Here is a 26,406-nt window from a genome sequence, read left to right on the forward strand (position 1 = left end):
TCCTTTCCCGGTTTTTAAGAAAATCTAACGTCAAAATCGGTTCTTTAGTTGAAAGTCATTTAAAATCACGTATACTGTCGTAATAGAGAGAATGGAAAGGATGGAGAGAATGGCTACCAATCAAGATGTACAAAATTCAGTCGCCCAAGTGGATCGGATTTTTGAACAAGTCATGGATCCGGACATGTGGATTCGGTTTGGGCTCAAGTTGTTGATCGCCTTGATCATCATCGCCGGTTTTTATATATTGACGCGTGTGTTGACGGGGGCGGTGTCGAGGCTATTTACGATTCGAAAGATCAGTGAACACGATTATCTGGCACAACGTCAAAACGAGACGTTATTGAAATTGTTGCAAAATGCGATTCGGTACGTTCTCGGAATCGTCATGTTGCTGACGGTGCTCAGTCAGTTCGGCATTAACATCACCGGACTTGTCGCCAGTGCCGGTATCGCCGGGCTTGCGATCTCATTCGGGGCAAAGAACTTGGTTCAGGATATCATTACGGGAGCCTTCATCATCTTCGAACGCCAATTTAAAGTCGGCGACTTTGTCCGGGTCGGCTTGATCGAAGGGGTCGTGACGGAACTCGGAATTCGGACGACGAAGTTAAAAGGATTAAATGGAGAAATCCATATCATCCCGAACGGTCAAATCTTACAGGTGACGAACTTCTCCGTCGACAACAGTTTTGCTTTAGTCGATGTTCAAGTCTCGTATGAAGAAGATTTGGAACGGGTCGAACGGGTTCTTCATCAAATTGCCGATACGACGACAAAAAAATATGAAGACATGTTCGTCGAACCGATTCAAATGCTGGGTGTCCAGACGCTTGGACCGTCTGAAGTCGTCTACCGCTTGATGGCAGAAGTCCCGCCGATGCAACACTTCCAGGCAGGACGCTTAATCCGGAAAGAACTGAAACAAGGACTGGAACTGGAAGGAATCAAGATTCCATATCCACGGATGGTCATGATGAACACAGAACAAGGGAATGGTGGTCAAGCCGATGATGCCAAAAACGTACAATCTTCATGATTATGTCGAAATGAAAAAACAACATCCGTGCGGCACGAATCGATGGCAAATCATTCGGGTCGGAATGGATATCCGGATCAAGTGTCAAGGTTGCGGTGCGAGCATCCTGATGCCGCGCCGGGATTTTGACAAACGCCTCAAAAAAGTATTACCTGAATGACTCTGAAGAAGAATCCGGAAACTAACCGGATTCTTTTTTTCGTTCACATCGCAGGAAACACGTCATCCGTTGCCTCAGACTATGAAAAAACGTACATCAAACAGCGGGACGGTTAAAAAAGAACCAGCATCTCCTTGCTTAAAAAAATTGAACTATCTATAATTGTGAAAGATGTGCTGACGTGGTGTAATCATTCTACCCACTGCGGCCGCTAGCACGGATTTCCTAGGAAATACCGAAAAGGAGGAATTCCAAGTGGGATTAACAGCAGGAATCGTTGGCTTACCAAACGTAGGAAAATCAACACTTTTTAATGCAATTACACAAGCAGGTGTCGAGGCGGCGAACTATCCGTTCGCGACGATCGATCCAAACGTCGGTGTCGTCGAGGTGCCGGACGCACGTCTTCGTAAATTGACGGAACTCGTCAACCCGAAGAAGACCATCCCGACAGCATTCGAATTTACGGATATCGCGGGAATCGTCAAGGGCGCGTCAAAAGGAGAAGGACTGGGAAATAAATTCTTGGCCAACATCCGTGAAGTGGACGCGATCTGTCAAGTCGTGCGTTGTTTCATCGACGAAAACATCACGCACGTCTCAGGAAAAGTGTCACCAATCGATGATATCGAGACGATCAACCTCGAATTGATCCTCGCCGATCTCGAACAGGTGGAAAAACGGATCCAACGCGTTCAAAAACAAGTAAAATCGCGTGATAAAAACGCAGCAGGTGAACTTGAAGCACTCGAAATCGTCTTGGCTCTACTGGAAGACGAAAAACCGGCCCGTCTTGCAGAATTAAATGAAGATCAAGCCGCAATCGTCAAACACTTCCAATTGTTGACGATGAAACCGATGCTGTACGTCGCAAACGTCGGGGAAGATGAAGTCGCTGACGCCGACAGCAACGAAAACGTTCGTCTTGTTCGCGAATTCGCTGCACAAGAAGGGGCAGAAGTCATCGTCATTTGTGCCCGGATCGAAGAAGAAATCGCTGAACTCGAGCCGGAAGAACGCCAAGAGTTCCTCGTCGATCTCGGAATCGAAGAATCAGGTCTCGACCAGTTGATCCATGCAGCTTACAACACGCTTGGACTGGCTACGTACTTCACGGCCGGTGAAAAAGAAGTCCGCGCCTGGACGTTCAAAAAAGGGATGAAAGCGCCACAATGTGCGGGTGTCATCCACTCTGACTTCGAACGTGGTTTCATTCGTGCTGAAGTTGTCGCTTACGACGATTTAGCAGCAGCTGGAAACATGGCGACCGTCAAAGAACAGGGCCGTTACCGTTCTGAAGGAAAAGAATATGTCTTCCAAGACGGCGACGTTGTCACATTCCGCTTCAACGTTTAAGCGAAGCAAACGAATCTTTATTGCATAAACCAAAATACTTTGATAGTATTAACAAATGTGAGTAATGAATTATTGCTCCTTGCTCGATGAATCGAGCCGCCAGTCCAAGAGGAGGTGACAGATATGCGTAAATACGAAGTACTTTACATCATCCGTCCGGAAGTTGATGAGGAAGCACGAAAAGCTCTAGTTGAGCGTTTCAACAAAGTCCTCACTGACAACGGTGGTACAGTTGAAAAAACAACTGAAATGGGTAAACGTCGTTTTGCTTACGAAATCAATGATATGCGTGAAGGTTTCTACGTTCTTCTTAACGTGACTGCTGAACCAGCAGCTACAAAAGAACTTGACCGTCTCATGAAGATCAGTGACGATATCGTTCGCTTAATGATCACAAAAGACGAGAAATAAGCTGAAACAGGAGAGTGATTCTGATGATTAACCGCGTCGTTTTAGTCGGTCGGTTAACTCGTGACCCTGAAATGCGTTATACGCAGAGCGGGATTGCGGTAACGCGATTCACACTCGCTTGTGACCGTCCGTTTACAGGACAAGATGGGAAGCGAGAAGCTGACTTCATCGATTGCGTCGTTTGGCGCAAGCAAGCAGAGAACGTTGCTCAGTATTTGAAAAAAGGGAGCCTTGCAGGTGTTGAGGGTCGCCTTCAGATTAGTAGCTATGACGATAAAGATGGTCAACGTCGTTATCGTGCAGAAGTCGTCGCGGATAGTGTTCGATTCCTAGAATCACGCAATGCAAGCCGTTCTTCCGATAGTGATAGCTACTCTTCGAATTCAAATACAGGTGGAAACGGGAATGCTGCAGGATGGGGTTCACAGCAACAGCAGAACAACTCTTCCTCGCCAGCACCGGCTTCATCTTCATCGAACTCGGGCTTCGGCGCTGATCCGTTCAGCGGCGGCAGTTCGATCGATCTTTCAGACGACGATCTCCCATTCTAATGGGAACGTCGGATTGAAAAATTTACTCTAAAAAGGAGGTTAATCACATGGCACGTCGTCCAGGTGGAAAACGTCGTCGTAAAGTATGTTACTTCACGTCGAACCACATCACTCATATCGATTATAAAGACGTAGAACTTCTCAAACGTTTCATTTCGGAACGTGGAAAGATTCTTCCACGTCGTGTGACTGGTACTTCAGCGAAATACCAACGTCCACTTACAATCGCAATCAAACGTTCACGTCAAATGGCTTTAATTCCATACGTAGCTGACTGATTACGGTCTGGCGCTTTTCCTTCTCGAAGGAAGAGCGCTTTTTTTCGCTTCGCTTTCAACCTGTCCTGCTTTTCGGTTATAATATACAAGTTAACGAATTTTTTAAGAAGAGTCTATTCAGTATACAAGGAGGACGCGATGGGGTCAGGTCAGCAGGTATCACCCGAACGAGAACGACGATTCTTTCGTTTCGTTCCGTATCTATTAATCGTGGCTCTACTGTTTGTCGTCGCCGTCGATCACCCCGTTATCGCAGCAATTGGTGCCGTCTTGACGACAGGTCTGTTTGCCCTTCATATCCTGGAGGAGCGACGTGGTCGGAAGTCGTGGGAAAAATATGTCGCCGGCATCTCGATTCAAGTGGAAGACACAGGTCAGGACGCTCTGACGAACATGCCGATCGGAATCTTACTGTATGACGAAGAGACACGCGTCACATGGTTTAACGATCCGATGCGCGAGATTTTTGACGACTTGGCGATGGGGAACATCTTGACGGATCTCGATCCGTTGTTCGTCGAGATGATTGCTGTGGATGAGGATCAGGCGACGCTCGAGATCGGTGAATCGGTCTATCGTGTCTTTTCCAACAGTGAAAACCGGACATTCTATTTGTTTGATATGACAGAAGAAGCCCAGGTCGAACAACAGTTAGTGGACAATCAAACCGTCATTGGCGTCATTTATCTGGATAACTATGATGAGATGACACAAGGGATCGAGGATCAGCTGCGCAGTGAACTGAACAGCCGTGTAACACAACTGTTGAACCATTGGGCGGCCGATCACGGAACGTATATCAAACGAACCGCTTCCGACCGTTACTTCATCGTGACGACGGAAGAAAATTTACGGATCTTGGAACGCTCGAAGTTTTCGATTTTAGATACGGTCCGGGAAGAAACAAGCCAACGTGGTGTCCAACTGACGTTGTCGATCGGCATCGGCTGCGGCAGTGACCCGATCCCTGCGCTTGGACTGATGGCACAATCTAGTTTAGATTTAGCATTAGGACGAGGCGGCGATCAAGTCGTCATCAAACGTGACGGTAAGGTTCGTTTCTACGGCGGGAAAACCAATCCGACCGAAAAGCGGACCCGTGTCCGTGCCCGGGTCATTGCCAACTCGCTGCGTGATTTAATGCAGGAATCCAGTCGGATCCTGATCATGGGTCACCGGAATCCGGATATGGATTCCCTGGGTTCCTCGATCGGAATCCTGAAACTCGCTGAGATGAACGATAAAGAGGCACACATCGTCCTGCCGGAAGCGGAAATCGGTCAAGGCATCCGGCGGATGATGAACGAAATCAGCGAGGAACCGAAACTTGCGACCCGTTTCGTCAACGCTTTCCAGGCGGATCAGTTGATTGATGATCAAGCCTTACTGATCATCGTCGATACCCACAAACCGTCACTCGTCGTCGTTCCGGCATTACTCGATCGTTTCGAACGGATGGTCGTCATTGACCACCATCGACGGGGAGAGGACTTCATTGAAGAACCGGTCCTCGTCTACCTCGAACCGTATGCGTCGTCGACGTCTGAACTCGTGACGGAACTGATTGAGTATCAGCCGACGAATCAAAAACTGGCGATGCTCGAAGCAACGGCCTTACTGGCCGGTATCATCGTCGATACAAAAGGCTTTACGTTACGGACCGGCTCCCGAACGTTCGACGCGGCTTCCTATTTGCGTTCGCAAGGGGCCGATACGGTCTTAGTGCAAGAGTTCCTCAGTCAGGACCTTGAGACGTATGTCGAACAATCGCATATCTTGGAGCGGACGGAAGTCTATGCCGCCGGGATGGCGATTGCAACGGCCGAGCCGGGGGTTATCCACGATCAAGTCTTGATCGCGCAAACAGCGGATCAACTCTTGTCCCTTCAAGGCATCCGGGCTGCGTTCGTCATTGCGGAACTGCAGGACGGACGGACGGCGATCAGTGCCCGTTCGCTTGGTGAGGTCAATGTCCAGCTGATCATGGAGACGCTCGGAGGCGGCGGTCATTTAACGAACGCCGCGACCCAGATGACCGAATCCGTGTTGACGGTTGCGACAGAATTACGAAAAGCGATTGATCACTATTTAGAAGATGAAACAAAAGGAGAGGAAACAGAATGAAAGTTATTTTCTTACAAGATGTAAAAGGCCAAGGTAAAACAGGAGACGTCAAAGAAGTCGCCGATGCATACGCAAACAACGTGTTATTCAAAAAGAAACTAGCACGTCCGGCAACAACCGGGAACCTCAAGCAACATGAGGCACACGAGCGCAGAGCAGCCGAAGAAGCAAAACAAGCGTTGCTTGATGCCCAAGCGTTAAAAGACAAGATTGAAAAAGAAACAATCGTCGTTTCGACGAAAACAGGTGAAGGCGGTCGTGTCTTCGGATCAGTCACAAGCAAACAAATCGCCGACGAGTTAAAACAGATGGGCTACAAGATCGATAAACGTAAAATCGAACTCGAGCACCCGATCAAAACACTCGGCGTCACGAAAGTACCGCTTAAATTGCACAATGAAGTCACAGCCACGCTCAACGTTCAGGTCAAAGAAGCGTGACTAGAAAAGGGGATCGGTGATGAGTGATCTAATGCAAAATACGCCACCCCAAAGCATTGAGGCGGAACAAGCCGTCCTTGGGGCGATCATGATCGATGCTGATCGACTGATCAGTGCGTCCGAACGATTATTGCCACAAGATTTTTACCGGGCAGCCCACCAACGGATTTTTGAGACGATGCTCGTCTTGTCGGACCGCGGCGAAGCGATTGACTTGGTTACGGTCACGGCGGAACTCAGTACGCTCGGCATCCTCGAGGAAGTCGGCGGACTGGCGTACCTCGGTGAACTCGCCGAAGGGGTTCCGACTGCGGCGAACATCAATTACTACGTCAATGTCGTCGATCAAAAGTCAACGTTACGCCGACTGATCCGGACGGCCAATGAAATCGTCACGGATGGCTATGAACGGCAAAACGAGGTCGATGTCCTGCTGAATGAAGCAGAACGGAAGATTCTCGAAGTCTCACAAGGAAAAGGAAGCGCGAGCTTCATTCCGATTTCGGACGTCTTGACGAGTGCCTACGCGACGATTGACAAGCTGCACAAACAAAGTGGTGAGACGACCGGGATTCCAACCGGATTCCGCGACCTCGATCAAGTCACGGCCGGCTTCCAACGAAACGATTTGATCATCGTGGCGGCCCGTCCGTCTGTCGGGAAAACGGCATTCGCCTTGAACATCTCCCAAAACGTCGCGACCCGTGCTGACGAGAACGTCGCCATCTTTAGTCTTGAGATGGGGGCGGAACAACTCGTCATGCGGATGTTGTGTGCGGAAGGGAATGTTGATGCACAGCGTCTCCGGACCGGACAGCTGGAAGACGAGGACTGGGGTAAGCTATCACTTGCGATGAGCAGTCTGTCTCAGGCCGGCATCTATATCGACGATACGCCGGGCATCCGGGTGAACGACATCCGGGCGAAATGCCGTCGTCTGAAGCAGGAACACGGTCTCGGGATGATCATGATTGATTACCTTCAATTGATTCAAGGGAACGGCCGCTCAAGCGATAACCGGCAACAGGAAGTCTCCGAGATTTCCCGGTCCTTGAAGTCGCTTGCCCGTGAACTCGAAGTCCCCGTCATTGCGTTATCACAGTTATCGCGGGGAGTGGAGAGCCGGCAGGACAAACGGCCGATGATGTCCGATATCCGGGAATCCGGAGCGATCGAGCAGGATGCCGATATCGTCGCTTTCTTGTACCGCGATGATTACTACAACAAAGAAACGGAAGATGCGAACACGATTGAGATCATCATCGCCAAGCAGCGGAATGGTCCGACCGGTACCGTCAAACTCGCCTTCCGGAAAGAATTTAATAAGTTCGTGGATCTTGAGCCAAGCAATTCGTATGCACCACCTGCTTAAATCCATTCGATTCTCCTCTGCCGATTCCGGCAGGGGAGTTTTTTGAATCGTTATGTTCGAATATCTTGAAGAGAAAGGAAAAAAGTGATTTAAAATCGCGTTTTAAACGAACGAAAGAGAAATGTAACAATAAATCGTTCGGTATTTGGTTGACTTCTGTTTTTTTCCGCGTTACACTTAGTCGTGGTTTTGAATCGTACGTGGAGGTGGATGAGAATATGTCATCAGTAGTAGTAGTCGGAACACAGTGGGGCGATGAAGGAAAAGGGAAAATCACCGATTTTCTTTCGAAAAAAGCCGATGTCGTCGCTCGTTATCAAGGTGGAGACAACGCAGGACATACGATTGTATTTAACAATGAGACGTATAAGTTGCACTTGATTCCATCAGGGATCTTTTACTCAGACAAGAAATGTGTCATCGGGAACGGTTTGGTCGTCAACCCGAAATCGCTCGTCAAGGAATTGAAGTATCTGCACGATCGTGGTGTTTCAACAGATAACTTACTTATTTCAAACCGGGCACATGTCATCTTGCCATATCATCAACTGCAGGATCAGCTCGAAGAAGAGGCGAAAGGCGATGCGAAAGTCGGAACGACGCTCAAAGGAATCGGACCGTGCTACATGGATAAAGCAGCCCGAATCGGAATCCGGATGGCAGACTTGCTCGATAAAGAAACATTCGCTGAAAAACTGAAAATCGTCCTCGAACAAAAAAATCGGATGTTCACGAAGATGTATGACGCGGAACCAATTGCGTTCGATGATATTTTCGAAGAATACTATGCGTACGGTCAAGAGTTCGCGAAGTATGTCTGCGATACATCGGTCGTCGTCAACGACAGCCTCGACAAAGGGGAAAAAGTCCTCTTCGAAGGCGCACAAGGCGTGTTGCTTGATCTGGATCACGGAACGTATCCGTTCGTCACATCATCCAACGCCTCTGCCGGCGGCGTCGCCTCAGGCGTCGGTGTTGGTCCAGCCCGGATCGATCATGTCGTTGGTGTCTGTAAAGCATACACGTCACGTGTCGGTGATGGTCCTTTCCCAACGGAACTGTTTGACGAAATCGGTCATCAGATCCGTGAAGTCGGCCGTGAATACGGTACGACGACAGGCCGTCCACGCCGTGTCGGCTGGTTTGATTCGGTGGTTGTGCGTCACTCACGCCGGACAAGCGGTTTAACAGACCTTTCGCTCAACTCGATCGATGTCCTGACAGGAATCGATACCCTCAAAATCTGTACGTCGTACGAGTTTAACGGCAAACAGATTGACGAGTATCCAGCAAGCTTCCGTGATCTCGAAGCGTGTGTGCCGGTGTATGAAGAGTTACCGGGCTGGAAAGAAGATATCACGCATATCCGCAAGTTTGAGGATCTGCCGATCAATGCGCAAAACTATGTGAAACGAATTGCTGATTTAACAGGCATCTCACTCGTGACATTCTCAGTCGGACCCGGACGGGAACAGACGGTTGTCCTGCGTGACCTGTACGAAGAAGCGTAATTGTTAAAGCAGTTTCAGATGTCAGATCTGAAGCTGCTTTTTTTATACCCCACTAAGCGAAAACATTCACAAAATGAATCAAAAAAGCGTATACTGAAAGTAATGTTTCACGTGGAACGATGAACGTGGACGAGTCATGTAGTCCATCGAGTGGCGCCGGGAGTTTCCGTCGCCACCTTTCTATATGGATTAAAAACAGGTAAAATAGATTGAATAGAAATTTTCTAAGGGGGAACACCCAGTGACGGAACGTAAAATCCTCGTCGTCGATGACGAGCAGCCGATTGCGGATATATTAAAATTTAAATTAGAAAAAGAAGGTTACAGTGTAGACGTAGCGAACGATGGTGTCGAAGCGCTTGAGAAAGTCGAAGAATTCAAACCCGACCTCATCCTCCTCGATATCATGTTGCCGCTGATGGACGGAATGGAAGTCTGCCGGGAAGTCCGGAAGACGTCAAAAGTGCCGATCATCATGCTGACAGCAAAAGACTCGGAGATCGATACGGTTCTTGGTCTTGAACTGGGGGCGAATGACTACGTGACGAAACCATTCAGTTCACGTGAATTGTTGGCCCGTGTCAAAGCACATTTACGGAATGTGAACGTGGTCGAGGCGACGCCTGCCAATGCTGGACCGGGTCCGTTGAAAGTAGGAGAACTGTATATCGATACGAATTCTCATACCGTCACACGACAAGATCAAAAAATCGAACTCACACAACGTGAATTTGAACTGTTGCACTATTTAGCGAAAAACATCGGACAAGTCATGACCCGTGAACATTTATTGCAAACGGTCTGGGGATACGATTACTTTGGAGATGTGCGGACGGTCGACGTGACCGTGCGTCGTTTGCGTGAAAAAGTCGAAGATAACCCAAGTACACCGATCTACATCATGACCCGCCGCGGTGTCGGCTATTATCTCCAAGACGGGGAGAATGAATAACGATGTTAAAAGGAACGAACTTTTTTAAATCGATCCAGTGGAAGCTTGTCGTCATTTACGCGTTGTTGATTTTAGTTGCGATGCAAGTCATTGGTGTTTATTTCGTTCGTTCGCTTGAAAAGCAGTACATTACGAACTTCTCAAAATCTGTCGAAGACCGAGCCGGACTGGTTGCGTACAATGTCGGTAAGGAATTTGATAAGACAGGCGATGATGAAGCCTCAAAACGGCAGTTGTCTGATTCTCTTGGACAACTGCTGTCTGAGTTTAGTAGTGGCTCCACTTCAAGGAACGATATTCTCGAAGTCCAAATCATCGATCAGGACTCGATCATCCAAGCGACGTCCGATGAAGACAACCAATCGGCTGTCGGGCAACGGGCGACCAACTCGCTGATCAAGAAGGCTCAGGCGACCAGCTCCTCCCGTGTCGATACGGTCCTTGATCCCGGAACAGAAGATAAGATCCGGATCTTTGCGGTCCCTGTCACCTCGGAACGGACCGGCGCGACGACGGGCATGATTTACGTCCGGGCTTCGATGGAATCGATTTACGCCCAGATGCAACAAGTCACACGGATCTTGGCAACGGGGACAGTGATTGCACTCGTCATCACGTCAATTCTTGGTGTCCTGTTATCGCGGACGATCACCCGTCCGATTTCCGATATGCGACGCCAGGCGATTGAGATGCGTCGCGGGAATTTCTCGCGGAAAGTAAAAGTGTATTCGGATGATGAAATTGGTCAGCTGGCCCGCTCCTTCAACGAACTGACGGACGAACTGCTTGAAGCCAATGCGACGACGGAAGCCGAACGGCGGAAGTTGACGAGCGTCCTTGAAAACATGACGGACGGGGTCATTGCGACGGACCGGACGTTACGGGTCATCTTGATGAATGATCAGGCGAAGGATATCGTCGGCATGGATGATGCCGGTATCGTCGGCATGAACCTGAAGGATCTGCTTGCGCTTGGTGACGACTTCATGATTCCGGAAGACGGAACGATGCCGCCCCGCCTGCTTGATTTCAGCAGCGAAGATGAACTGTTCCTGGTCCGGGCATTTTTCTCACCGGTCAAAAAACACAGTGGTCCGATTACCGGGATGATCATCGTCCTGCATGACGTCACGGAGCAAGAGCAAGTCGAACAGGACCGCCGCGAATTCGTCGCGAACGTCAGTCACGAGCTCCGGACACCGCTGACGACGATGCGGAGTTATCTCGAAGCCTTGGCGGAAGGGGCGTATCAGGACGAAGAACTGGCACCACGATTCCTCGAGACGACACAAAATGAGACGGAACGAATGATCCGTCTCGTCACCGATCTGTTGCAACTGTCGAAAATGGACAGCAAGGAATACAAGATGAACAAAGTCCGCTTTGATTACATCCAGTTCCTGAACGATATTCTCGACCGCCATGACATGACGAAGCCGGAACGGATTCGCTTCCGGCGGAAAATTATGAAACGCAAAGTCTACATCCGCGGGGATCAGGATAAATTGATTCAGGTCGCGGACAACATCTTGACGAATGCGATCAAATATTCACCGGAAGGCGGGACGATCACTGTCCGGACGATGCTCCGGGCCAAACGGATCGTCATCAGCATCAAGGATGAAGGGGTCGGTATTCCGAAAGCGAACCTGCAGAAGATCTTTGAACGGTTCTACCGGGTCGATAAAGCCCGCGCCCGTAAAATTGGCGGGACTGGACTTGGTCTCTCGATCGCGAAAGACGTCGTCTCGGCACACGGTGGCGACATCTGGGCAGAAAGCGAGTGGGGACGCGGGACGACGATCTACTTTACACTTCCGTATGAGGTGATCGAAGAGGTGGATATCGGATGACGAGACAGCGCCTGAAATCAATCCTCTTGATTTTGTTGGTCAGCGGCTCGATTGTGCAGACCGCCATGCTCTGGACATATCATCCGAGCAGTGAATCGATTGAACAAGAAGAAGTGTCGTTTAATGAAATCGATGCTTCGAAGACTGTCGAAGGCAATCAGCTGGTCAATCCGGAACTCGTCGTCTACTCGAACGGGGAAACGGCTTACCAGACACAAATCATCGGCCGGACGATTCTTAACCGGATCGGCGCGTCATTTGATGTCGGTGTGCTGGTCCTAACGGATAAGGCGTCGAATATCCCGAACAGCAAACGAAGTGTCGAAATGATTTTCCCGACACCGATCAGTGCGAAGATGCTCGAGGAATTGCTCGGCGAAGATCAGATTGCGATGTCGGAACCGATCAAGCGGCTGTATCTGCTCGATTACGAAGGACCGATTCTCCGGCTCGAATCGACGACCGGCCGTTTCAAAGACTTTAAGCTGATCGGCGATGACACGGTCTTAAAACGCCTGTTTGCCTACGATAAGAAAAAACCGATGACGAAAGTGGAGCTCAAGGGCGGCGATTACACGTATGTCCCGAGTAATCCGCCACGGCTTGAAGAAGTGTTCGTCTACGATGAAGTCGCACAGGATCCGAAACCGCTCAAGCGGCTTGAAAGTGCGTTCTTTACGGAAAACTCAAACGTCCAACAAATCAAGAGTCGGGACGACCTCGACGTCTTGACGGACGGCGTCAGTGTCTCGACGTACGACCGGGATTACAACGCGTTTCGTTTTAATACATTATCACCGAACACCCAGACGTCTTCCGTCGATTACAGTACACTCGTCAGCTACATTAACATTCACGGCGGCTGGCTCGATCAGGTGACGCAACGCAGCGGATTCCGCTACTACTTCGACCAGATGTCGAAATCGGATGAAGAACAGTCGGCAATCTTCCGCCTGTACTTGAACCGCTATCCGGTCTTTGGCGAAACAGGACCGTTGCTGGAGCAACCGGATTTTGATTTGGCGACGATCAAGATCAACTTCGAAGAAAATCAAATCCGTTCCCTCAGCCGGAGCATGCTCCGGGCCGACCGGAAGCTGTTGCTCCGCGAAACGACGTTGCCGTCGATCGAGCGGATCGAACAACAACTGCAGGAAGCGGATCTGCGCGATCAGATTTCCGGTATTCGAATGGGTTACGAGATGACGTATCAAATTTCAACAAGCCGCTATGCGTTGTTCAAACCGACATGGTTCATTAAACAAAACGGAAAATGGACGACGGTCGATCAAGCTACCGAAAAAGAGGGGTAAGGATTCATGGATTGGAGTAAAGCAAAAACGTTACTGATTCTGACTTTCCTGATTCTGAACGTCTATCTTGCCGTTCAGCTGATTGATCGGATGGTCGATCCCCGGATCGCCACGACGAACGCGGACGGGAAAACCGTTTTGAAAGAACGGAAGATTGATGAAAAAAAACTGCAGCCGGTCTCGAAGGAGATTGGTTATCTGACGGCGGAAGTGGATTCCAGTTCACTCGCTCCGAAACCCGGGTCACCGATTCAGGATGCGATCACATCGGTCAAAAACCAAATCGAATGGTCCGTCCGGCTGACGAAGCCGCATCCGCTCGAAGCGAAGGCGATGCGTGATTCAGCGACATCGTTTGTCCAGGCATCAGTTGTCTACGGGACGGATTATACGTTTTGGAAGTATGACAGCAAACACAAAGAGATGACGTTCGTTCAGACCTACAAGGAACAACCGCTGTATTCGACGCCGCAACAGTCGCGTGAGGATGACGCGATGATTGGTCCGTCGTTACTCGTGCTCCAGTTGAACGAACAAAAGGAAATCGTCAGCTACAAACAACGTCACTTAAACAAAGTCGTCCGTCAGGCTCAGGATGTCACGTTATTGTCCGCGAGTGAGTCCGTCATCCAACTGTCGGAGCAGGGCCTGTTCCCGGCTTCAAAACGGATGACGAGTCAAAAGCTCGGCTACTTCTGTCTCGTGACGGAAGGGACGAAGTCGGTGCAGATCTTACCGCCGACATGGCAGATTGAACTGAACGGAGAAGAACTGTATTTCGTCAACGCGATTGACGGCGGAGTCCAGACCATCGAACGGCTTGATACCGTTTCAGAGAAATGAGGAATGCACGATGAGCCTACACTACAGCGTCCTTGCCAGTGGCTCGACGGGGAATGCCCTCTACATCGAAAGTGAACAGACCCGCCTGCTCGTCGACGCCGGTCTGACCGGAAAAGCGATGCTCGCCCTGTTCGACCAGATCCACCGGTCACCGGATCAGATTGACGGTTTGTTCGTCACCCACGAACATTCGGATCATATCAAAGGCGTCGGCATCATGGCGCGGAAGTACAACATCCCGCTTTATGCGAACGAAAAAACGTGGGCAGCGATGGAAGCGAAGATCGGCAAGATCGATCCCGCACTGAAGTTCCTCTGGGAAGTCGGCGAGGTCAAACAGTTCGGAGATATCGAAGTCGAATCGTTTAACGTCAGTCATGACGCAGCCGATCCGATGTTTTTCCAGTTCGCCCACGAGGGAAAACGGCTGGCCCACATCACGGATACGGGTTACGTCTCGGACCGGATGAAAGGCGTCATCCGTGGCGCCGACGCCTATATTTTTGAAGCGAACCACGATATCGGGATGCTTCAGATGGGACATTACCCGTGGAGCGTCAAGCGGCGGATCCTCGGCGATTACGGTCACGTCTCGAATGAAGATGCCGCGATCGCGATGAGCGAAGTGCTCGACGACCGGACGAAACGGATTCATATGGCCCACTTGAGTAAGGACAACAACATGAAAGAGCTGGCCCGGATGAGTGTCTCCCAGACGCTTGCGAGCCGCGATGTCGACCTCAGCAAGATCCAGTTGCTCGACACCGATCCCGTCATTCCGACGCCGCTTTTGAAGCTCTGATTATGGGAAATTACTGAATATGCTCAAAAGACCCCCACATTTGGCTAACTCGCCACGTGATGGGGGTATACTTGTGTAAAGAGAGTTTAGAAGGAGGCGTGTGTCGATGGATCGACCAGAAGAACCACGGAACGAATCAGATCAGCCTTACGCATCGACCGATGAGACAAGCGGCTTTCCGCCGCGACGACCAAGTGAAGACGAGCCGGTCAGTCCTTATCGTGAATCATATGAAGAAGAACCACCTGCACCAAAACGCCGCGGCGGCGGGAAAGCCTTTTTTGTCGGCTTGATCGGCGGAATCATCGGGGCGCTGTTGATTGCCTTGATCGCCTGGCCGTTCGTCCGTGACGAGATGACGAGTCCAGCACCGGTCTCGACGGCAACACCGGAACAAGCGGCATCAAACGCGACGGAATCGGAAAACGATATCGTCGGCGCCGTCAGTCAGACGAGAGAAGCCGTCGTCAGCGTGACGAACCTGCAAAACTCATTCCAAGGCGGTGCGCAAGAGACGGGTGCCGGATCCGGTGTCATCTATAAAAAAGACGGCAATAAAGCCTATGTCGTCACGAACTATCACGTCGTCGAAGGAGCCAGCCGCTTGTCGGTCACGTTATCGGACGGAACGGCACTCGAAGCGAAAGTCCTCGGAGAAGATCCGACGTACGATTTAGCTGTGTTGTCGATTGATGCTTCAAAAGTGACACAAGTCGTGAAACTCGGTGATTCGGATACGTTACGTGCCGGAGAAACGGTCCTTGCAATCGGGAATCCGCTCGGGATCTTTGCCAACTCGGTGACACGCGGTGTCATCAGTGCCCAGGAACGGACGGTGCCGGTTGATACGAATAAGGACGGGCAGCAGGACTTCAACACTGAAGTCATTCAGACCGATGCCGCGATCAATCCGGGGAACTCAGGCGGAGCGCTCATCAATACGTCCGGTCAATTAATCGGAATCAACTCGATGAAGATTGCCGAAGCGAGTGTCGAAGGGGTCGGTTTTGCGATTCCAATCAACGAAGCGTTACCGATCATGCGTGATCTCGAACAAAACGGTGAAGTGATTCGTCCGCAACTCGGGATTCAGATCCGGGACGTCCAGGAATTCCCGAGCGGGTTCCGGGAAGATCGTCTGAAGTTACCGAATGACGTCACCCGCGGGATTGTCGTCGTCGGTTTGACGGGCAACAGCGGAGCGGAAAAAGCAGGGATGAAAGAAAATGATGTCATCGTTGAAATCAACGGCAAGGACATCAACTCGTTTGCTGATCTAAAAAGTGTCCTGTACCGGGATGCGAAAGTCGGCGATAACGTCAAAGTGACATTCTACCGGGGCGGCGAGAAGCAGACACTGGATGTCAAACTGTCGGCGCAAGCGGCGACGGTGCAATAATAGATTCAGATCAACTACTCGTATACGTGCGGGTAGTTTTTTTGTACACAGAAAAGATGGTGTCTCCGGTTCTCATCGTGATTCGCTGTCACACGCTTTCCTCAGGCGAGGAACAAGCCGCGGGCTTCTTGCCTGTCGGCGTCGATGCCCGGGTCTCGTTTTCCTCTGACAGCGCGGGCGAGCCGCGCTTTTTCCTGTAGGAGTCGCGTGCAGCGGACACGATGAAGGAATTGGTGGTGAGGCGGAAGCCGATCAAGGAAGTAACTCCAAAGAGGAGGTGTGGATAACTTTTTTCAGTGAGGGAAGTCAATTTTTGTTATACTGGTAGCGGATAAATGTGGATAACTTAAAAGGAGGAAAAGACCTGTGGATAAATATGTCTGTTTAGAACACGTCGAGTTAGCGCTCGACGAAGTAGTCGATGAAACGGAAGAGTACCCGATTTTGGAAGAGGTGCCAGCAGAAAAAAACGTTACATGTGAGTACTGTGACCAGCCCGCGACATATCTTGTGTCAAGCAAAAAATAATTATCAACATGTGGACATGTGGATAACTCTGTGGATAACTCCTGAATTTTCTGTCAGAAAGCGAGAAAAATGATGCAAATTACCATTATCACGGTCGGAAAGCTGAAAGAGAAGTACTTGAAGCAAGGGATTGCCGAATATACGAAACGTCTTGGCGCCTATTGTTCGATTCAAGAAATCGAGGTGCCGGACGAAAAAGCACCGGAACAATTAAGTGACGCCGAGATGCAGCAAGTGAAGAAAAAAGAGGGCGAACGGATTTTAGCGAAGATTGGACCGGATGTTCATGTCTACGCACTTGCTATCGAAGGAAAGCAACGGACGAGTGAACAGTTTGCGACAGAACTCGATCGACTGGCGACGTACGGCAAAAGTAAAATCGCGTTTGTCATCGGCGGATCACTTGGTCTCGCACCGGAAGTCATGCAACGGGCAAACGATACGATTTCATTCTCAAAGATGACGTTCCCGCATCAGTTGATGAAGATGATTTTGTGTGAGCAGATTTATCGGGCATATCGGATTAATCGGAATGAACCGTATCATAAGTAAGTACGGTTTTTAAAGGAAAGATATAAAGTGAACTGCTCCCCGTCAAGTAGATAGGATAAATAATAAAAATCACTTAAACGGCTTGAGCTCTGTATTCTAATGGAGTCAAGCCGTTTAATCGTTGTTGGTACCGTTCTAGATTGTAGAAATGAATATACTTTTGAATCGCAAGCTGGAGTTCGTCGAACTCCGTAAACTTATGTAGATAATAACTTTCGCATTTCAAGGTTCCTCAAAAGAACTCGATCGGACCATTATCGATACATTTCCCAACCTGAGACATACTTTGTATAATGCCTGCCACGCGTGTCATGTGGCGGAACGAATGGACGTATATTGGAACCCTCGATCATTATGAAGCAAGGGATAGCTTCCCGGTGCGCCCTGAAGGGCGAGTTCAAGCGTATCGAACACGAGCTGATTATTGTTAGAGTGCACTATGCCTTAGAACAAAGGCACAGATGGATCCATCATATAGGTCTAGAATGCCATTCAAATACGCCTTCTGAGAAGCACCATACTTCAATTCCGTGACGTCCGTCACCCATTTTTTGATTCGGTCCTGCCGAATTGAAATCACGGTTCAGAATGTTCTCGGTGGTCGGTTGAGGACGATTACGAACGAACAAAGGACGTTGGCGTATGACGCAATGAATACCGGTGACATGCATCAGGTGACGTACACGCTTGACATTAACGTTTCTTCCGAAAAGACGTTTCAAGTTCAATGTCATCCGTCGATAGCCATAGGTTCCTTTCACCGAAAGGTGAATCTCGTTCATTTCTTAGATGAGTTTCATGTTTTCAGTCTCATGTGCTTTCAGTATATCTATACGACGTAACCACTTGTAGTAGGCAGCGCGCGAGATACCTGCTAGATGACATAGAGCTATGATCGGGTAACCGAATTGCTCTACTGATGATTAAATAGCTTCGTATTTATCTTGAAGACGAATTTGACTTAACGTGACCTCCTTTCGATCTCCTTTAACTTTTTTAGGAAGTCGTTCTCCATGTGTAGATGTTCATTTTCTTTCTCCAGTCGATTCCGTCCTTCTCAAACTTCCTTATCTAGCTATAAATTTTTTGATAGTAGACCCGATGGGTCTTTAATAGTATTTCCCATTTTCTATACAGTCCATAACTGCTTAAACACGCTCTTCGAATGTAGTGATTCTACCTTTAGTCACACTGGATCTCACCTTCAATGGTTTTCCTTGAATATTATGACTAGTATATTTCCGAATCCATCTTGCAAGTACGCTTAAACTCGAAATATTAAACCGTACCGTAGCGCTAGTGAGCGATTCTTCTTGAGTCAGAACTGCGCGTACAGCCTTCATTTTTAGTTATTCTGGATAACCTGTCCATTCTGTTTGATCACGGAGTGCCAAGGAGCCGTATATACGATATTTTCCTCTTCATCTATTTAAGGTCGTGACTGAAAAATCGAAGAGCGAGGATATTGACTTGATTGAGTCTGTTCCATTCTCATACATCTTAATGATGCGTAGTTTTTGATCCATTGAAAAATTAGACGTAGATATAGAAAAAGCTCCCTTCAAAAAGTGGACAGTTTTTGATATTTCAACTGTCTACCTTTTGGGGAGCATATCAAAGTATATATTCTTTCTTTTTTTTATTATAATTGTTGAAGACAAGTTAACAATAGACTAAATGTGGAGGATTTAATGGACGTTCTATCTAAAGAAATGATAAATATAATATTACCTATTTTAGTTGTAGTATTAACATTATTAATAAAATTATTGGTCAATCACAATTTTACATGGATTGGTTTAGGCAAAGAAATGATTATTTTACCAGGGGATATAAGTATACTTTCAATTTCTTTTATAACCAGTGCGATTCTTGTTATTAGTAATAAAGGAAATAATGAATTACTATTAAATGCAATAGTTTGTTTATTAATATTTTTTTGCATGACATTAATTGCTTTTCCATTATCTAAAAAAGCATATGATATTTACTCTTTAGATAATAAGAAGTTAGGTGATTGGTTTTCGTTATTTGGATTAATATTAATTTCTTATATAATTTCGGTTGTCATAGTATACATAGCAACTATATTTTTACTTACAGGGGTGAATATAAATGATTGATTATAAGGAATTATTTACTATAGTAGCAATTGTCATAAGTATGGTGTCAGGAATGATGGCAGCAGTGCTTTCAGTTCAAAGTACCAGAAAAAAAAGGCAAGAGGCTAAAATGCAATATGATAATTTACTTAAAAAAATTGAATTAGAACAAATGAGACAAGAATTAGAGAATAAAATTTATGATATAAATTATAAACTTTCAGAAGATAATATTAGATGGAATAAAATAAATCATTTAGTTTACGATGCACAAAAAATGAATTTTGAAAAAGACTCATTCATGAAAAATAAGTATTTCGATATAAAGACTTTTATAGAAAATATGGGAATTGATGAAAATACTTTAGAATTTAATTCAGAGTTAGTTTTCATGGTGACTCCATTTCAAGATTTAGAATGGGAAACTTTTGTTACGGTAAGGGAAGTGTGTTTAGATTTATCTTTAAAATGTATAAGAGGTGATGAAAAGCACATTAAGGGTGAGATATTGCCAAGTATAATTAAATCTATTTTAGAAGCAAGGATAATAGTGGTTAATTTGAATGGTAGAAATCCAAATGTCTTTTATGAATTAGGAATAGCACATGCTTTAGGCAAAAAGACAATTTTAATATCAAAATTTGGTGAAGAATTACCTTTTGATGTTAAATCTAAAAATGTGATTTTATACAAGGAAAATTCGGAGTTGAAAATAAAGATTAAAGAGGCTTTATTTAAAGCAGTGTTATAGAAATTTGTGAAATCCTAACATTTGAAATGATGAAGTATTAAATGAATTGAAATTAGAGGGAGATAACTTGTCACCGGACGAGTTTTCTCCCTCTTTTTCTGTTTTAATTGCAATTTAAATCAAAGGAGAAATAATATGGAATATTCATATGAGAGATTTTCAAAAAGGCATTAAAAGTTTTACGGGGGAATCGATATTAATAGCTGACATCGGTTATAAAACGATAGAACTTTATAAATAAGGGGTAGATGAGCATTATTTTACAGAAGAAGAGTACAATGTTTTACCGAATGTTTGTATGGTCACAGCTATTAATTACTTTAATGAAAGAGGTGATGATTATTTAATGATGGATGTATATGACAAGTTATATCAACGGCATGTTAAAACTATTCGGGTTATTAACGGTGAAGTACGTGGCATTGATGTTTAGAAGCTGGTGAGTAAATGAATCCAAAATCATCTATTAAAGAATATTTGTCAGGATACGCAAAATTTACATACGTTTTACTACATCTTATAAATAGGTAAGAATAGGAGCAGATATATAGAATGTGAAGGTTGATGTTAAAATTTTTCTAAAACCCTCACTTAGAGATATTACGGTGAGCGGTATCATAAGTAAACGTATAAATATTATTCTGAAGCGTCAAAGCACATCCTAAATGTCTTTGACGCTTTTTTCTGTAAGTCCATGTTTAAATTAATAAAAAAGACATGAAAATCGCGGAGGTGGATAATAGATGGGAGCTTGGGGAGTAGCAATATTGTCTGATGATATAGCAGAAGATATTAGTTTTAGATATAAGGATTTATTAGGCAATAACTTTACGAATGCAGAAGCAACGAAAGTTGTTGTTGAAGAATACCTAGATGAGATAGACGATGAAGAGATTACAGCTTTTTGGTTATCTTTTGCCTTAATACAATGGAAATTAGGAAGACTTCAAGATGAAGTGAAACGTGAGGCATTGCGTATCATTGATAGTGGTGTTGACCTTGATCGTTGGGAAGAAGATCCTACATTGAAAAAGAAACGAGAAGTCATCCTTTATAAACTGAAGGAGAAACTTAACTCTCCGCAGCCACAAGCTAAAAAAGTACCAAAGAGATTTATAGCTGAAACAAATTTAAAGACCGGTGATGCGATTAGTTACCAATTACCATCAGGTGATTTCATGATTCTTAAGGTCATCGAAATCATTGAACAATGGACGAAGGATCGATATCCTCTTTTTGAAATATGTGATTGGATAGGAAAAGAGATTCCTTCAAAAGATCAAATCGATCTATTAGATTTGAGGAAAGAAACGCAAGCAGATGGAGAGTTATTATTTGATAAAATAGCTGTTTATCCTGCAGGAAAAAGATACAATCCAGCTAAACGTATAAAAGTGATAGCAGAAAATATCTCTATAAAATTAGAGGCGGGAACTCCATATACTCTATTAACGTGGAAAGACTTAGAGGAATATTTAACGTGGAATCGTTACATAGAATAAACATTAGAAATGAGTGAAGGACATAGTGATTATTCAGGTCATTGAAGAGGAAACACGTAGTCAGGTCAAAGCCTTTTTTAATGAGCACTGGGGCAGTTCACAAATGGTAACGTCGACAGGTGTTCATGATTGTAGTCTGTTAGAAGGTTTTTATGTCACGAACGATGATCATGAAATCATTGGACTTGTCACCTATCATATCTCTTCGCAGACGTTCGAAATCATTTCACTGGATAGTCTTGAAGAAGGTAAAGGAATTGGTTCACGATTGATGCAAGTGGTAGAGGAAGAGGCAACACAGCAACAATGCAACTTGCTGACACTCGTTACGACGAATGATAATGAGCATGCGATACGTTTTTATCAACATCGGGGATATACAGTATCAAAAGTGATTCCGAATGCCGTGGACCTTGCACGCAAAATAAAACCGGAAATCCCGTTATACAATGAAAAGGGAGTTCCGATTAAAGATGAGATCGTCTTGATAAAACATCTATAATTTACTTATTCGTTGTTGATATTAGAACTTCTAAATAATCCTTCTCACTCTTGAATTGATCATTCACAATCAAATCCGGTGAAATCAAATAGGTTCCGGCATATTTAATGTGTGTAATTTTAAAGTAGCATGTCTTAGGTGCGAGTAGACTTTTCGATTGATGAATCTGCTCTCGTGATAGTGGCGTCCAACCTGATTGATTTTGTGAATTAGCGAAAGAGACAACAATCGATTGATCAGCTTGAATCAATAGTACAAGATTGTTGTCTTGTAAACGTGATGGATTGATGTGGGCGAGGATCGGGTCGGCAGATTTAGCGATAAACCCACCAATAGTAGCGTGTGCCTGCTGTTCATTCGTGAATTGTTGAATCATAGCTATCCTCCTGACTGAACAAAATTTACTCTGACTTTTCTTTCGTGATGATACCGACACCACAACCAAACAGCATGATGATGCCCGTAACGAGTAACGCAGGCACGTGACTCTCTAATGCCATGTAGAGACCTGCACCACTTAAAATGACGCCGGTTGGAATCAAAACGTTTCGCAGGAGCTATTCCTCCCTAAAAGGATAATGACGTTGTTCTCACTATACCGGATAGAACGTCAGATAAAAACGCATGCTTTAGTAAATAATGATAATCTGATTCTGAATACGCGAGAATGAAGAAGACGCTGCCCATTGATTGGGCAGCGTCTGTTTTATTATGTTCGTTCCAGTACATTGACGAGCATCTGATGGATGACGTCATGATCCCGGACGTCATGGACAGGATAACTACCGGGGTAACGTATAGACGTCTATCGCCCCGATATAAGTAATCTTCAGTTCTAACGTTCCGTCCTCCTGACAGGTCGTTCGGAGTTCCAGTTCACCGCTGATGACACCATGTGTAGCGGTAAAAGTAGAGGTTTTCTCGTTTCCATCGAATCGACTCTTTTTTAGTATGTACATATGTTCAACATCGTCTGTAGGGCTGTTTTTTCACTCGACTGTAAGCTGAGGTTCCAGCGGCTCTTCGTATTAATCCAAATCTTCGAGTAAGCACAGCTCGCACCTGCCCGTGTCGGCTTCCATGTCGATGAATCCTGGTTCCCTTTTGAACGGTTCGAGCTTGCAAAAACGGCAATCAATTTTGGACCGTTGAAGTCGTTTGCCAATGGAACGCTTGATGGGTTGTCATTATCCAGCTGCCTCGGCTTACAAAGTAGTCTTAATACGTGTTTTAGGATTCTGAGATATATTCCTATTACAGCGTAAAATTCAAATATTATTGAGATAGGCGAATTGGTATTCAAGAAAGCACGTTGATATGGAGTTTTAAATAACGAGGATTATCGGATGCTGCTACGTAACATGCAGTAGTTTTAAAGAGGATGATTTGTTTCCAAAGTGTTCGTTCGTATAAGATTAAAAATATTACAGATAAATCACTATTAGTATTAAATAATAAAAATCATTGTAAATTTAAGGAATGAAACCGATAATTATTGTGAAATGCTATCTTTTATTAGTATAGAAATTAACTTAAGAATCGGGGGAAATAACGTGTTACCTATTTCTATTTCAGAGTTAGACCGTATTAAAGCAGAGTGTAATGCAATGGTGAATAAAAGAGCATCGGCTTCAGCCGCAGCAGCGGTTGTCCCCATTCCCGGAGCAGATGTAGGAGCAGATGTCGTCATCATGATGGAGCTTCTTCCCGCAATTAATCGAAAGTTTGGATTATCCCCTGAGCAGATTGAACAGCTCGATTCTGAAATAAAAGGAAGACTCGCGATTATTATTTCTTCAGTCGGTAGCGAACTAGTAGGTAAGTACATTACAAAAACAGTAGTGGCACAGTTACTGAAAAAAATGGGTGCTAAAATGGCAATTAAACAGGTCACAAAGTACGTTCCTTTTGTAGGTCAGGCCGTCTCGGCCGGAATTAGTTTTGGTGCGATGAAATATTTAGGAAATGCACACATCGAAGAATGTTATGCAGTATGTAAAAGATCCATTGAATCCAAGCAGTATCAAGAAGTATGAATTGGAGAGATGATGTGATTTATAGCGATCACACCATAACTCAAGTTTAGGTATGTTCTCTATGCTAGAGATTTAATGATACATAGTTAAGGAGATTGTAAAGATGAAAAAAATAGTTATAAATATATTTGCGCTTTTGGTGATTCTCGGAGTAATCGGTGCGGGAGCTGTTTTCTATTTCAAGCCTTCTTTCATTTCAACAACTCAAAGCTCTGATACCGCTTTAGTAAAAGAACGGTTGGTAGAATTATCTGAATGGACTACTTTGAAATATGAGTACAGCAAGGTAATAATCAGTCGAAGCAGTAAAAATGTACCTTTGATTGATCTTAAATTAGCTGAAGCAATCAAGTTAATTGAATACGATGGTTATTTGAAAGCAGGTACAGATTTATCTAAGCTACAACTGTCTTATAACGAGACAACAAAGCAATTATTAGTTAAGGTACCGAATTCAAAGATACTTGATAACGTAGCAGATACAGACACAGCAAAGGTAACGGATGTTAAAGGTGATCTATTTTCAGATTATCAATCGCAACAAATTTTTGATGATATCAACAAAGAAAAAAATAAAATTGAAAAGAAAAAAATCGAGCAAGGATTTTTAGAAGAGGCAGATGAAAGAATTCAAAAATTATTAACGTCTTTCCTTAAGACAAATGGATATAGTAAAGTAACAATCGAATTTTATTAAATGAATTATGCAAGACGATCATGTGTTAGATGATCGTCTTTTTTAAACGATGAATAGAAATAACGCAACAAGAGAAATCTCTTATTCATAATCAATAAGGTTAGTAGAAAATTTCTCATCCTTGGAGAAAATCCTTCGATGGTACAATCAGTCCTCCAGTATATTTTTGCTTAAAAAGAAGCATCTAGTAACATTCCTTGAGCGAGAAAAATTGTTCAACTGCAACATAATCTATCTGCTTCAAAAGGAGAATTACCAATGAATATCTCGAATGAGCTCCACAAATTGTAGAGAGAAGAATTAGATAATTCGAAACTACCGGGTAATAAAAGGAGTAGTTTTCTCAGCAAAAAACTATTAAAAACAAAACAAACACTGTACTGGAGGTCGCTCATGAACTGGAATGAACTAAAAGAGGAATCAGAAATTAGGGAATTACTTGAGGACTTTGGTTATTTTCATGACGGGTGTTTGAAGGAAATGCATATGTGGACCGAAACGTATATTGATGAGAATCTGACGATGGCTGCTCCAAGCGGATTAGATACAAACGTCAAACTGTTATTTCAACGTCAGTTCAAAAACCCGTCTGCGATTGAATTATGGTTTGAAGGTGTAACAGGAATTCATATCCTTCCGACACCAGAAAATTTCCCCTCGATACTTTTTGAGGCTGTCATTTTAAAACAGCATGATACTTATTACTGGTCAGATGATGTTGATTTTGATCCGAGCACTATTGAACAGAACGTAAGTTGGATATCAGCTAAAAAACTTAGATGGAGAGAAAGAAATGATTGGATGGGAAAACAGCATCGATATGGGAGTAAGGGATAAAAATGAAGTACCTTTTGTTTTAGGGTTTCATCAATTACATTTAGGTCATATTCAAAATCAATACTAAATAAAAAGTCCACTTGAAAAAATAACCGGTGAGGTGAGAAGACATCATGTCATGGAAACACCAGATGTATTTACATATTTATGCTCAGCATACCAATCATCAGGAGTCCTTTATTGTTGGCAATAAACAAGCATTATTGAAATTAAGAGATCTGATCGATGAAGCGCTGGTTGAAACTACAGCTGCTGAAGGCGGCTTTTTCTCATCAGATGATGAAGGGTACGAAGTTTACATTGGTCTGGTCAAAAATGAGGAAGTGTTTCAGTCATTGGAAATGCCCTATACGGAGCAGTTTGGGGATTGGAATGATCAAAGACATTTTATCAACTTGAAAAATGATCCTAATGCACCTTATGATCCGATCATTCTTTTCAAAGAAACGAAGCAAGCAGAAGAATGACACGTATTCTTCTGCTTTTTTCTTAACT

At 45.2% G+C, this 26,406-nt stretch carries 31 protein-coding genes and 1 pseudogene; 26 read left to right on the forward strand and 6 right to left on the reverse strand.

Going from position 1 to position 26,406, the window contains the following annotated elements:
- Positions 1-109 precede the first annotated feature (109 nt).
- The 16 genes from P397_RS0101155 (at position 110) to P397_RS0101235 (ending at position 16,404) form a co-directional block, all read left to right on the forward strand.
- A complete protein-coding gene (locus P397_RS0101155; protein WP_028105347.1) occupies positions 110-1,039 on the forward strand; it encodes a mechanosensitive ion channel family protein in 930 nt (309 codons plus the stop codon).
- On the forward strand, positions 1,011-1,199 hold the full coding sequence (locus tag P397_RS0101160; RefSeq protein ID WP_012371900.1) for a DUF951 domain-containing protein: 189 nt from the start codon (positions 1,011-1,013) through the stop codon (positions 1,197-1,199). The genes P397_RS0101155 and P397_RS0101160 overlap by 29 nt, the downstream gene beginning before the upstream one ends.
- A gap of 255 nt (positions 1,200-1,454) precedes the next feature.
- Complete coding sequence (gene ychF / locus P397_RS0101170) at positions 1,455-2,555, forward strand: redox-regulated ATPase YchF (protein ID WP_026831594.1); 1,101 nt, start codon at positions 1,455-1,457, stop codon at positions 2,553-2,555.
- A gap of 123 nt (positions 2,556-2,678) precedes the next feature.
- Positions 2,679-2,966, forward strand: coding sequence for a 30S ribosomal protein S6 (rpsF, locus tag P397_RS0101175; RefSeq protein WP_012371898.1), 288 nt, complete (start codon positions 2,679-2,681; stop codon positions 2,964-2,966).
- A gap of 23 nt (positions 2,967-2,989) precedes the next feature.
- Entirely contained in the window at positions 2,990-3,517 is a 528-nt protein-coding gene (locus P397_RS0101180) for a single-stranded DNA-binding protein (RefSeq protein WP_012371897.1), read from the forward strand.
- Positions 3,518-3,564: 47 nt separating this feature from the next.
- Positions 3,565-3,795, forward strand: a complete 231-nt coding sequence (rpsR, locus tag P397_RS0101185) for a 30S ribosomal protein S18 (protein ID WP_012371896.1) — start codon at positions 3,565-3,567, stop codon at positions 3,793-3,795.
- 138 nt (positions 3,796-3,933) lie between these two features.
- Positions 3,934-5,919: a DHH family phosphoesterase gene (locus P397_RS0101190; protein ID WP_026831595.1), complete on the forward strand. Its 1,986-nt coding sequence runs from the start codon at positions 3,934-3,936 to the stop codon at positions 5,917-5,919.
- Complete coding sequence (gene rplI / locus P397_RS0101195; protein ID WP_026831596.1) at positions 5,916-6,359, forward strand: 50S ribosomal protein L9; 444 nt, start codon at positions 5,916-5,918, stop codon at positions 6,357-6,359. The genes P397_RS0101190 and rplI overlap by 4 nt, the downstream gene beginning before the upstream one ends.
- Positions 6,360-6,378: 19 nt before the next feature.
- Positions 6,379-7,731, forward strand: coding sequence for a replicative DNA helicase (gene dnaB, locus P397_RS0101200; protein ID WP_026831597.1), 1,353 nt, complete (start codon positions 6,379-6,381; stop codon positions 7,729-7,731).
- 218 nt (positions 7,732-7,949) lie between these two features.
- Complete coding sequence (locus tag P397_RS0101205; protein ID WP_026831598.1) at positions 7,950-9,242, forward strand: adenylosuccinate synthase; 1,293 nt, start codon at positions 7,950-7,952, stop codon at positions 9,240-9,242.
- 241 nt (positions 9,243-9,483) lie between these two features.
- A complete protein-coding gene (yycF, locus tag P397_RS0101210) occupies positions 9,484-10,194 on the forward strand; it encodes a response regulator YycF (protein ID WP_026831599.1) in 711 nt (236 codons plus the stop codon).
- 2 nt (positions 10,195-10,196) lie between these two features.
- Positions 10,197-12,047, forward strand: coding sequence for a cell wall metabolism sensor histidine kinase WalK (gene walK / locus P397_RS0101215; protein ID WP_028105348.1), 1,851 nt, complete (start codon positions 10,197-10,199; stop codon positions 12,045-12,047).
- A complete protein-coding gene (locus P397_RS0101220; protein WP_028105349.1) occupies positions 12,044-13,360 on the forward strand; it encodes a YycH family regulatory protein in 1,317 nt (438 codons plus the stop codon). Before walK ends, P397_RS0101220 begins: the two co-directional genes overlap by 4 nt.
- Positions 13,361-13,366: 6 nt before the next feature.
- Positions 13,367-14,203 (forward strand): two-component system regulatory protein YycI, encoded by an 837-nt coding sequence (locus tag P397_RS0101225; protein WP_028105350.1) that lies wholly within the window; start codon positions 13,367-13,369, stop codon positions 14,201-14,203.
- Between the two features lie 10 nt (positions 14,204-14,213).
- Positions 14,214-15,005, forward strand: coding sequence for an MBL fold metallo-hydrolase (locus P397_RS0101230; RefSeq protein ID WP_026831603.1), 792 nt, complete (start codon positions 14,214-14,216; stop codon positions 15,003-15,005).
- Between the two features lie 106 nt (positions 15,006-15,111).
- Positions 15,112-16,404: a S1C family serine protease gene (locus P397_RS0101235; RefSeq protein ID WP_035387548.1), complete on the forward strand. Its 1,293-nt coding sequence runs from the start codon at positions 15,112-15,114 to the stop codon at positions 16,402-16,404.
- 88 nt (positions 16,405-16,492) lie between these two features.
- Here the strand turns inward: P397_RS0101235 and P397_RS17895 are convergent, their stop codons facing one another.
- Entirely contained in the window at positions 16,493-16,660 is a 168-nt protein-coding gene (locus tag P397_RS17895; RefSeq protein WP_156508417.1) for a hypothetical protein, read from the reverse strand.
- A 110-nt stretch (positions 16,661-16,770) separates the two neighbouring features.
- Here P397_RS17895 and P397_RS17700 point away from each other — a divergent pair, with 110 nt between their 5' ends.
- A complete protein-coding gene (locus P397_RS17700; protein WP_012371885.1) occupies positions 16,771-16,932 on the forward strand; it encodes a CxxH/CxxC protein in 162 nt (53 codons plus the stop codon).
- Between the two features lie 72 nt (positions 16,933-17,004).
- Positions 17,005-17,484 carry a 23S rRNA (pseudouridine(1915)-N(3))-methyltransferase RlmH gene (rlmH, locus tag P397_RS0101245; protein WP_012371884.1) on the forward strand — a complete coding sequence of 160 codons (480 nt, stop codon included), beginning with the start codon at positions 17,005-17,007 and terminating at the stop codon, positions 17,482-17,484.
- Between the two features lie 73 nt (positions 17,485-17,557).
- Here the strand turns inward: rlmH and P397_RS18045 are convergent, their stop codons facing one another.
- On the reverse strand, positions 17,558-17,710 hold the full coding sequence (locus P397_RS18045) for an IS3 family transposase (RefSeq protein WP_233550680.1): 153 nt from the start codon (positions 17,708-17,710) through the stop codon (positions 17,558-17,560).
- Positions 17,711-17,954: 244 nt separating this feature from the next.
- Positions 17,955-18,266: an IS3 family transposase gene (locus P397_RS18050; RefSeq protein WP_326932298.1), complete on the reverse strand. Its 312-nt coding sequence runs from the start codon at positions 18,264-18,266 to the stop codon at positions 17,955-17,957.
- Positions 18,267-19,175: 909 nt separating this feature from the next.
- On the opposite strand from P397_RS18050, the gene P397_RS0101250 reads away from it, so the two are divergent.
- From P397_RS0101250 to P397_RS0101265, 4 genes are all read left to right on the forward strand, one after another.
- Positions 19,176-19,607, forward strand: coding sequence for a hypothetical protein (locus tag P397_RS0101250; RefSeq protein WP_028105351.1), 432 nt, complete (start codon positions 19,176-19,178; stop codon positions 19,605-19,607).
- The gene (locus P397_RS0101255) at positions 19,600-20,337 is read left to right on the forward strand and encodes a hypothetical protein (protein WP_028105352.1); all 738 of its coding nucleotides are present in this window, start codon (positions 19,600-19,602) and stop codon (positions 20,335-20,337) included. Before P397_RS0101250 ends, P397_RS0101255 begins: the two co-directional genes overlap by 8 nt.
- A gap of 743 nt (positions 20,338-21,080) precedes the next feature.
- On the forward strand, positions 21,081-21,839 hold the full coding sequence (locus P397_RS0101260) for a hypothetical protein (RefSeq protein ID WP_028105353.1): 759 nt from the start codon (positions 21,081-21,083) through the stop codon (positions 21,837-21,839).
- A gap of 25 nt (positions 21,840-21,864) precedes the next feature.
- The gene (locus P397_RS0101265) at positions 21,865-22,341 is read left to right on the forward strand and encodes a GNAT family N-acetyltransferase (RefSeq protein ID WP_028105354.1); all 477 of its coding nucleotides are present in this window, start codon (positions 21,865-21,867) and stop codon (positions 22,339-22,341) included.
- 1 nt (position 22,342) lies between these two features.
- Here the strand turns inward: P397_RS0101265 and P397_RS0101270 are convergent, their stop codons facing one another.
- From P397_RS0101270 to P397_RS18165, 3 genes and pseudogenes are all read right to left on the reverse strand, one after another.
- A complete protein-coding gene (locus tag P397_RS0101270) occupies positions 22,343-22,717 on the reverse strand; it encodes a hypothetical protein (RefSeq protein ID WP_028105355.1) in 375 nt (124 codons plus the stop codon).
- A 406-nt stretch (positions 22,718-23,123) separates the two neighbouring features.
- On the reverse strand, positions 23,124-23,300 hold the full coding sequence (locus P397_RS17710) for a hypothetical protein (protein ID WP_235183940.1): 177 nt from the start codon (positions 23,298-23,300) through the stop codon (positions 23,124-23,126).
- Positions 23,288-23,503 (reverse strand): annotated as a pseudogene (locus P397_RS18165) (hypothetical protein); the annotation flags it as partial. The pseudogene P397_RS18165 and the gene P397_RS17710, both read right to left, overlap by 13 nt.
- Positions 23,504-23,894: 391 nt before the next feature.
- Here P397_RS18165 and P397_RS0101280 point away from each other — a divergent pair.
- From P397_RS0101280 to P397_RS17010, 4 genes are all read left to right on the forward strand, one after another.
- Positions 23,895-24,377 carry a hypothetical protein gene (locus P397_RS0101280; protein WP_028105356.1) on the forward strand — a complete coding sequence of 161 codons (483 nt, stop codon included), beginning with the start codon at positions 23,895-23,897 and terminating at the stop codon, positions 24,375-24,377.
- Between the two features lie 103 nt (positions 24,378-24,480).
- A complete protein-coding gene (locus P397_RS0101285) occupies positions 24,481-25,074 on the forward strand; it encodes a DUF4230 domain-containing protein (protein ID WP_028105357.1) in 594 nt (197 codons plus the stop codon).
- A 393-nt stretch (positions 25,075-25,467) separates the two neighbouring features.
- On the forward strand, positions 25,468-25,911 hold the full coding sequence (locus P397_RS0101290; RefSeq protein WP_028105358.1) for a hypothetical protein: 444 nt from the start codon (positions 25,468-25,470) through the stop codon (positions 25,909-25,911).
- A 113-nt stretch (positions 25,912-26,024) separates the two neighbouring features.
- Entirely contained in the window at positions 26,025-26,378 is a 354-nt protein-coding gene (locus tag P397_RS17010; protein WP_051523853.1) for a hypothetical protein, read from the forward strand.
- The last annotated feature ends 28 nt before the right edge of the window (positions 26,379-26,406 follow it).

The sequence above is a fragment of the Exiguobacterium undae DSM 14481 genome (genome assembly GCF_000620805.1).
In the GTDB taxonomy this organism is placed as follows: domain Bacteria; phylum Bacillota; class Bacilli; order Exiguobacteriales; family Exiguobacteriaceae; genus Exiguobacterium_A; species Exiguobacterium_A undae.

Bases quoted from the DNA above. Each gene is read 5' to 3' on its own strand.
- P397_RS0101230 (WP_026831603.1), top strand. From the start codon at position 14,214: ATGAGCCTACACTACAGCGTCCTTGCCAGTGGCTCGACGGGGAATGCC.
- P397_RS17710 (WP_235183940.1), bottom strand. From the start codon at position 23,300: ATGTACATACTAAAAAAGAGTCGATTCGATGGAAACGAGAAAACCTCT.
- P397_RS0101220 (WP_028105349.1), top strand. From the start codon at position 12,044: ATGACGAGACAGCGCCTGAAATCAATCCTCTTGATTTTGTTGGTCAGC.
- rpsF (WP_012371898.1), top strand. From the start codon at position 2,679: ATGCGTAAATACGAAGTACTTTACATCATCCGTCCGGAAGTTGATGAG.
- rlmH (WP_012371884.1), top strand. From the start codon at position 17,005: ATGCAAATTACCATTATCACGGTCGGAAAGCTGAAAGAGAAGTACTTG.
- P397_RS17010 (WP_051523853.1), top strand. From the start codon at position 26,025: ATGTCATGGAAACACCAGATGTATTTACATATTTATGCTCAGCATACC.
- dnaB (WP_026831597.1), top strand. From the start codon at position 6,379: ATGAGTGATCTAATGCAAAATACGCCACCCCAAAGCATTGAGGCGGAA.
- P397_RS0101285 (WP_028105357.1), top strand. From the start codon at position 24,481: ATGAAAAAAATAGTTATAAATATATTTGCGCTTTTGGTGATTCTCGGA.
- P397_RS0101155 (WP_028105347.1), top strand. From the start codon at position 110: ATGGCTACCAATCAAGATGTACAAAATTCAGTCGCCCAAGTGGATCGG.
- P397_RS0101255 (WP_028105352.1), top strand. From the start codon at position 19,600: ATGATTGATTATAAGGAATTATTTACTATAGTAGCAATTGTCATAAGT.
- P397_RS0101270 (WP_028105355.1), bottom strand. From the start codon at position 22,717: ATGATTCAACAATTCACGAATGAACAGCAGGCACACGCTACTATTGGT.
- P397_RS0101160 (WP_012371900.1), top strand. From the start codon at position 1,011: ATGATGCCAAAAACGTACAATCTTCATGATTATGTCGAAATGAAAAAA.
- P397_RS0101190 (WP_026831595.1), top strand. From the start codon at position 3,934: ATGGGGTCAGGTCAGCAGGTATCACCCGAACGAGAACGACGATTCTTT.
- P397_RS0101290 (WP_028105358.1), top strand. From the start codon at position 25,468: ATGAACTGGAATGAACTAAAAGAGGAATCAGAAATTAGGGAATTACTT.
- P397_RS0101250 (WP_028105351.1), top strand. From the start codon at position 19,176: ATGGACGTTCTATCTAAAGAAATGATAAATATAATATTACCTATTTTA.
- walK (WP_028105348.1), top strand. From the start codon at position 10,197: ATGTTAAAAGGAACGAACTTTTTTAAATCGATCCAGTGGAAGCTTGTC.
- P397_RS0101205 (WP_026831598.1), top strand. From the start codon at position 7,950: ATGTCATCAGTAGTAGTAGTCGGAACACAGTGGGGCGATGAAGGAAAA.
- P397_RS0101225 (WP_028105350.1), top strand. From the start codon at position 13,367: ATGGATTGGAGTAAAGCAAAAACGTTACTGATTCTGACTTTCCTGATT.
- P397_RS0101180 (WP_012371897.1), top strand. From the start codon at position 2,990: ATGATTAACCGCGTCGTTTTAGTCGGTCGGTTAACTCGTGACCCTGAA.
- P397_RS18050 (WP_326932298.1), bottom strand. From the start codon at position 18,266: ATGAACGAGATTCACCTTTCGGTGAAAGGAACCTATGGCTATCGACGG.
- P397_RS0101235 (WP_035387548.1), top strand. From the start codon at position 15,112: ATGGATCGACCAGAAGAACCACGGAACGAATCAGATCAGCCTTACGCA.
- rpsR (WP_012371896.1), top strand. From the start codon at position 3,565: ATGGCACGTCGTCCAGGTGGAAAACGTCGTCGTAAAGTATGTTACTTC.
- rplI (WP_026831596.1), top strand. From the start codon at position 5,916: ATGAAAGTTATTTTCTTACAAGATGTAAAAGGCCAAGGTAAAACAGGA.
- P397_RS0101260 (WP_028105353.1), top strand. From the start codon at position 21,081: ATGGGAGCTTGGGGAGTAGCAATATTGTCTGATGATATAGCAGAAGAT.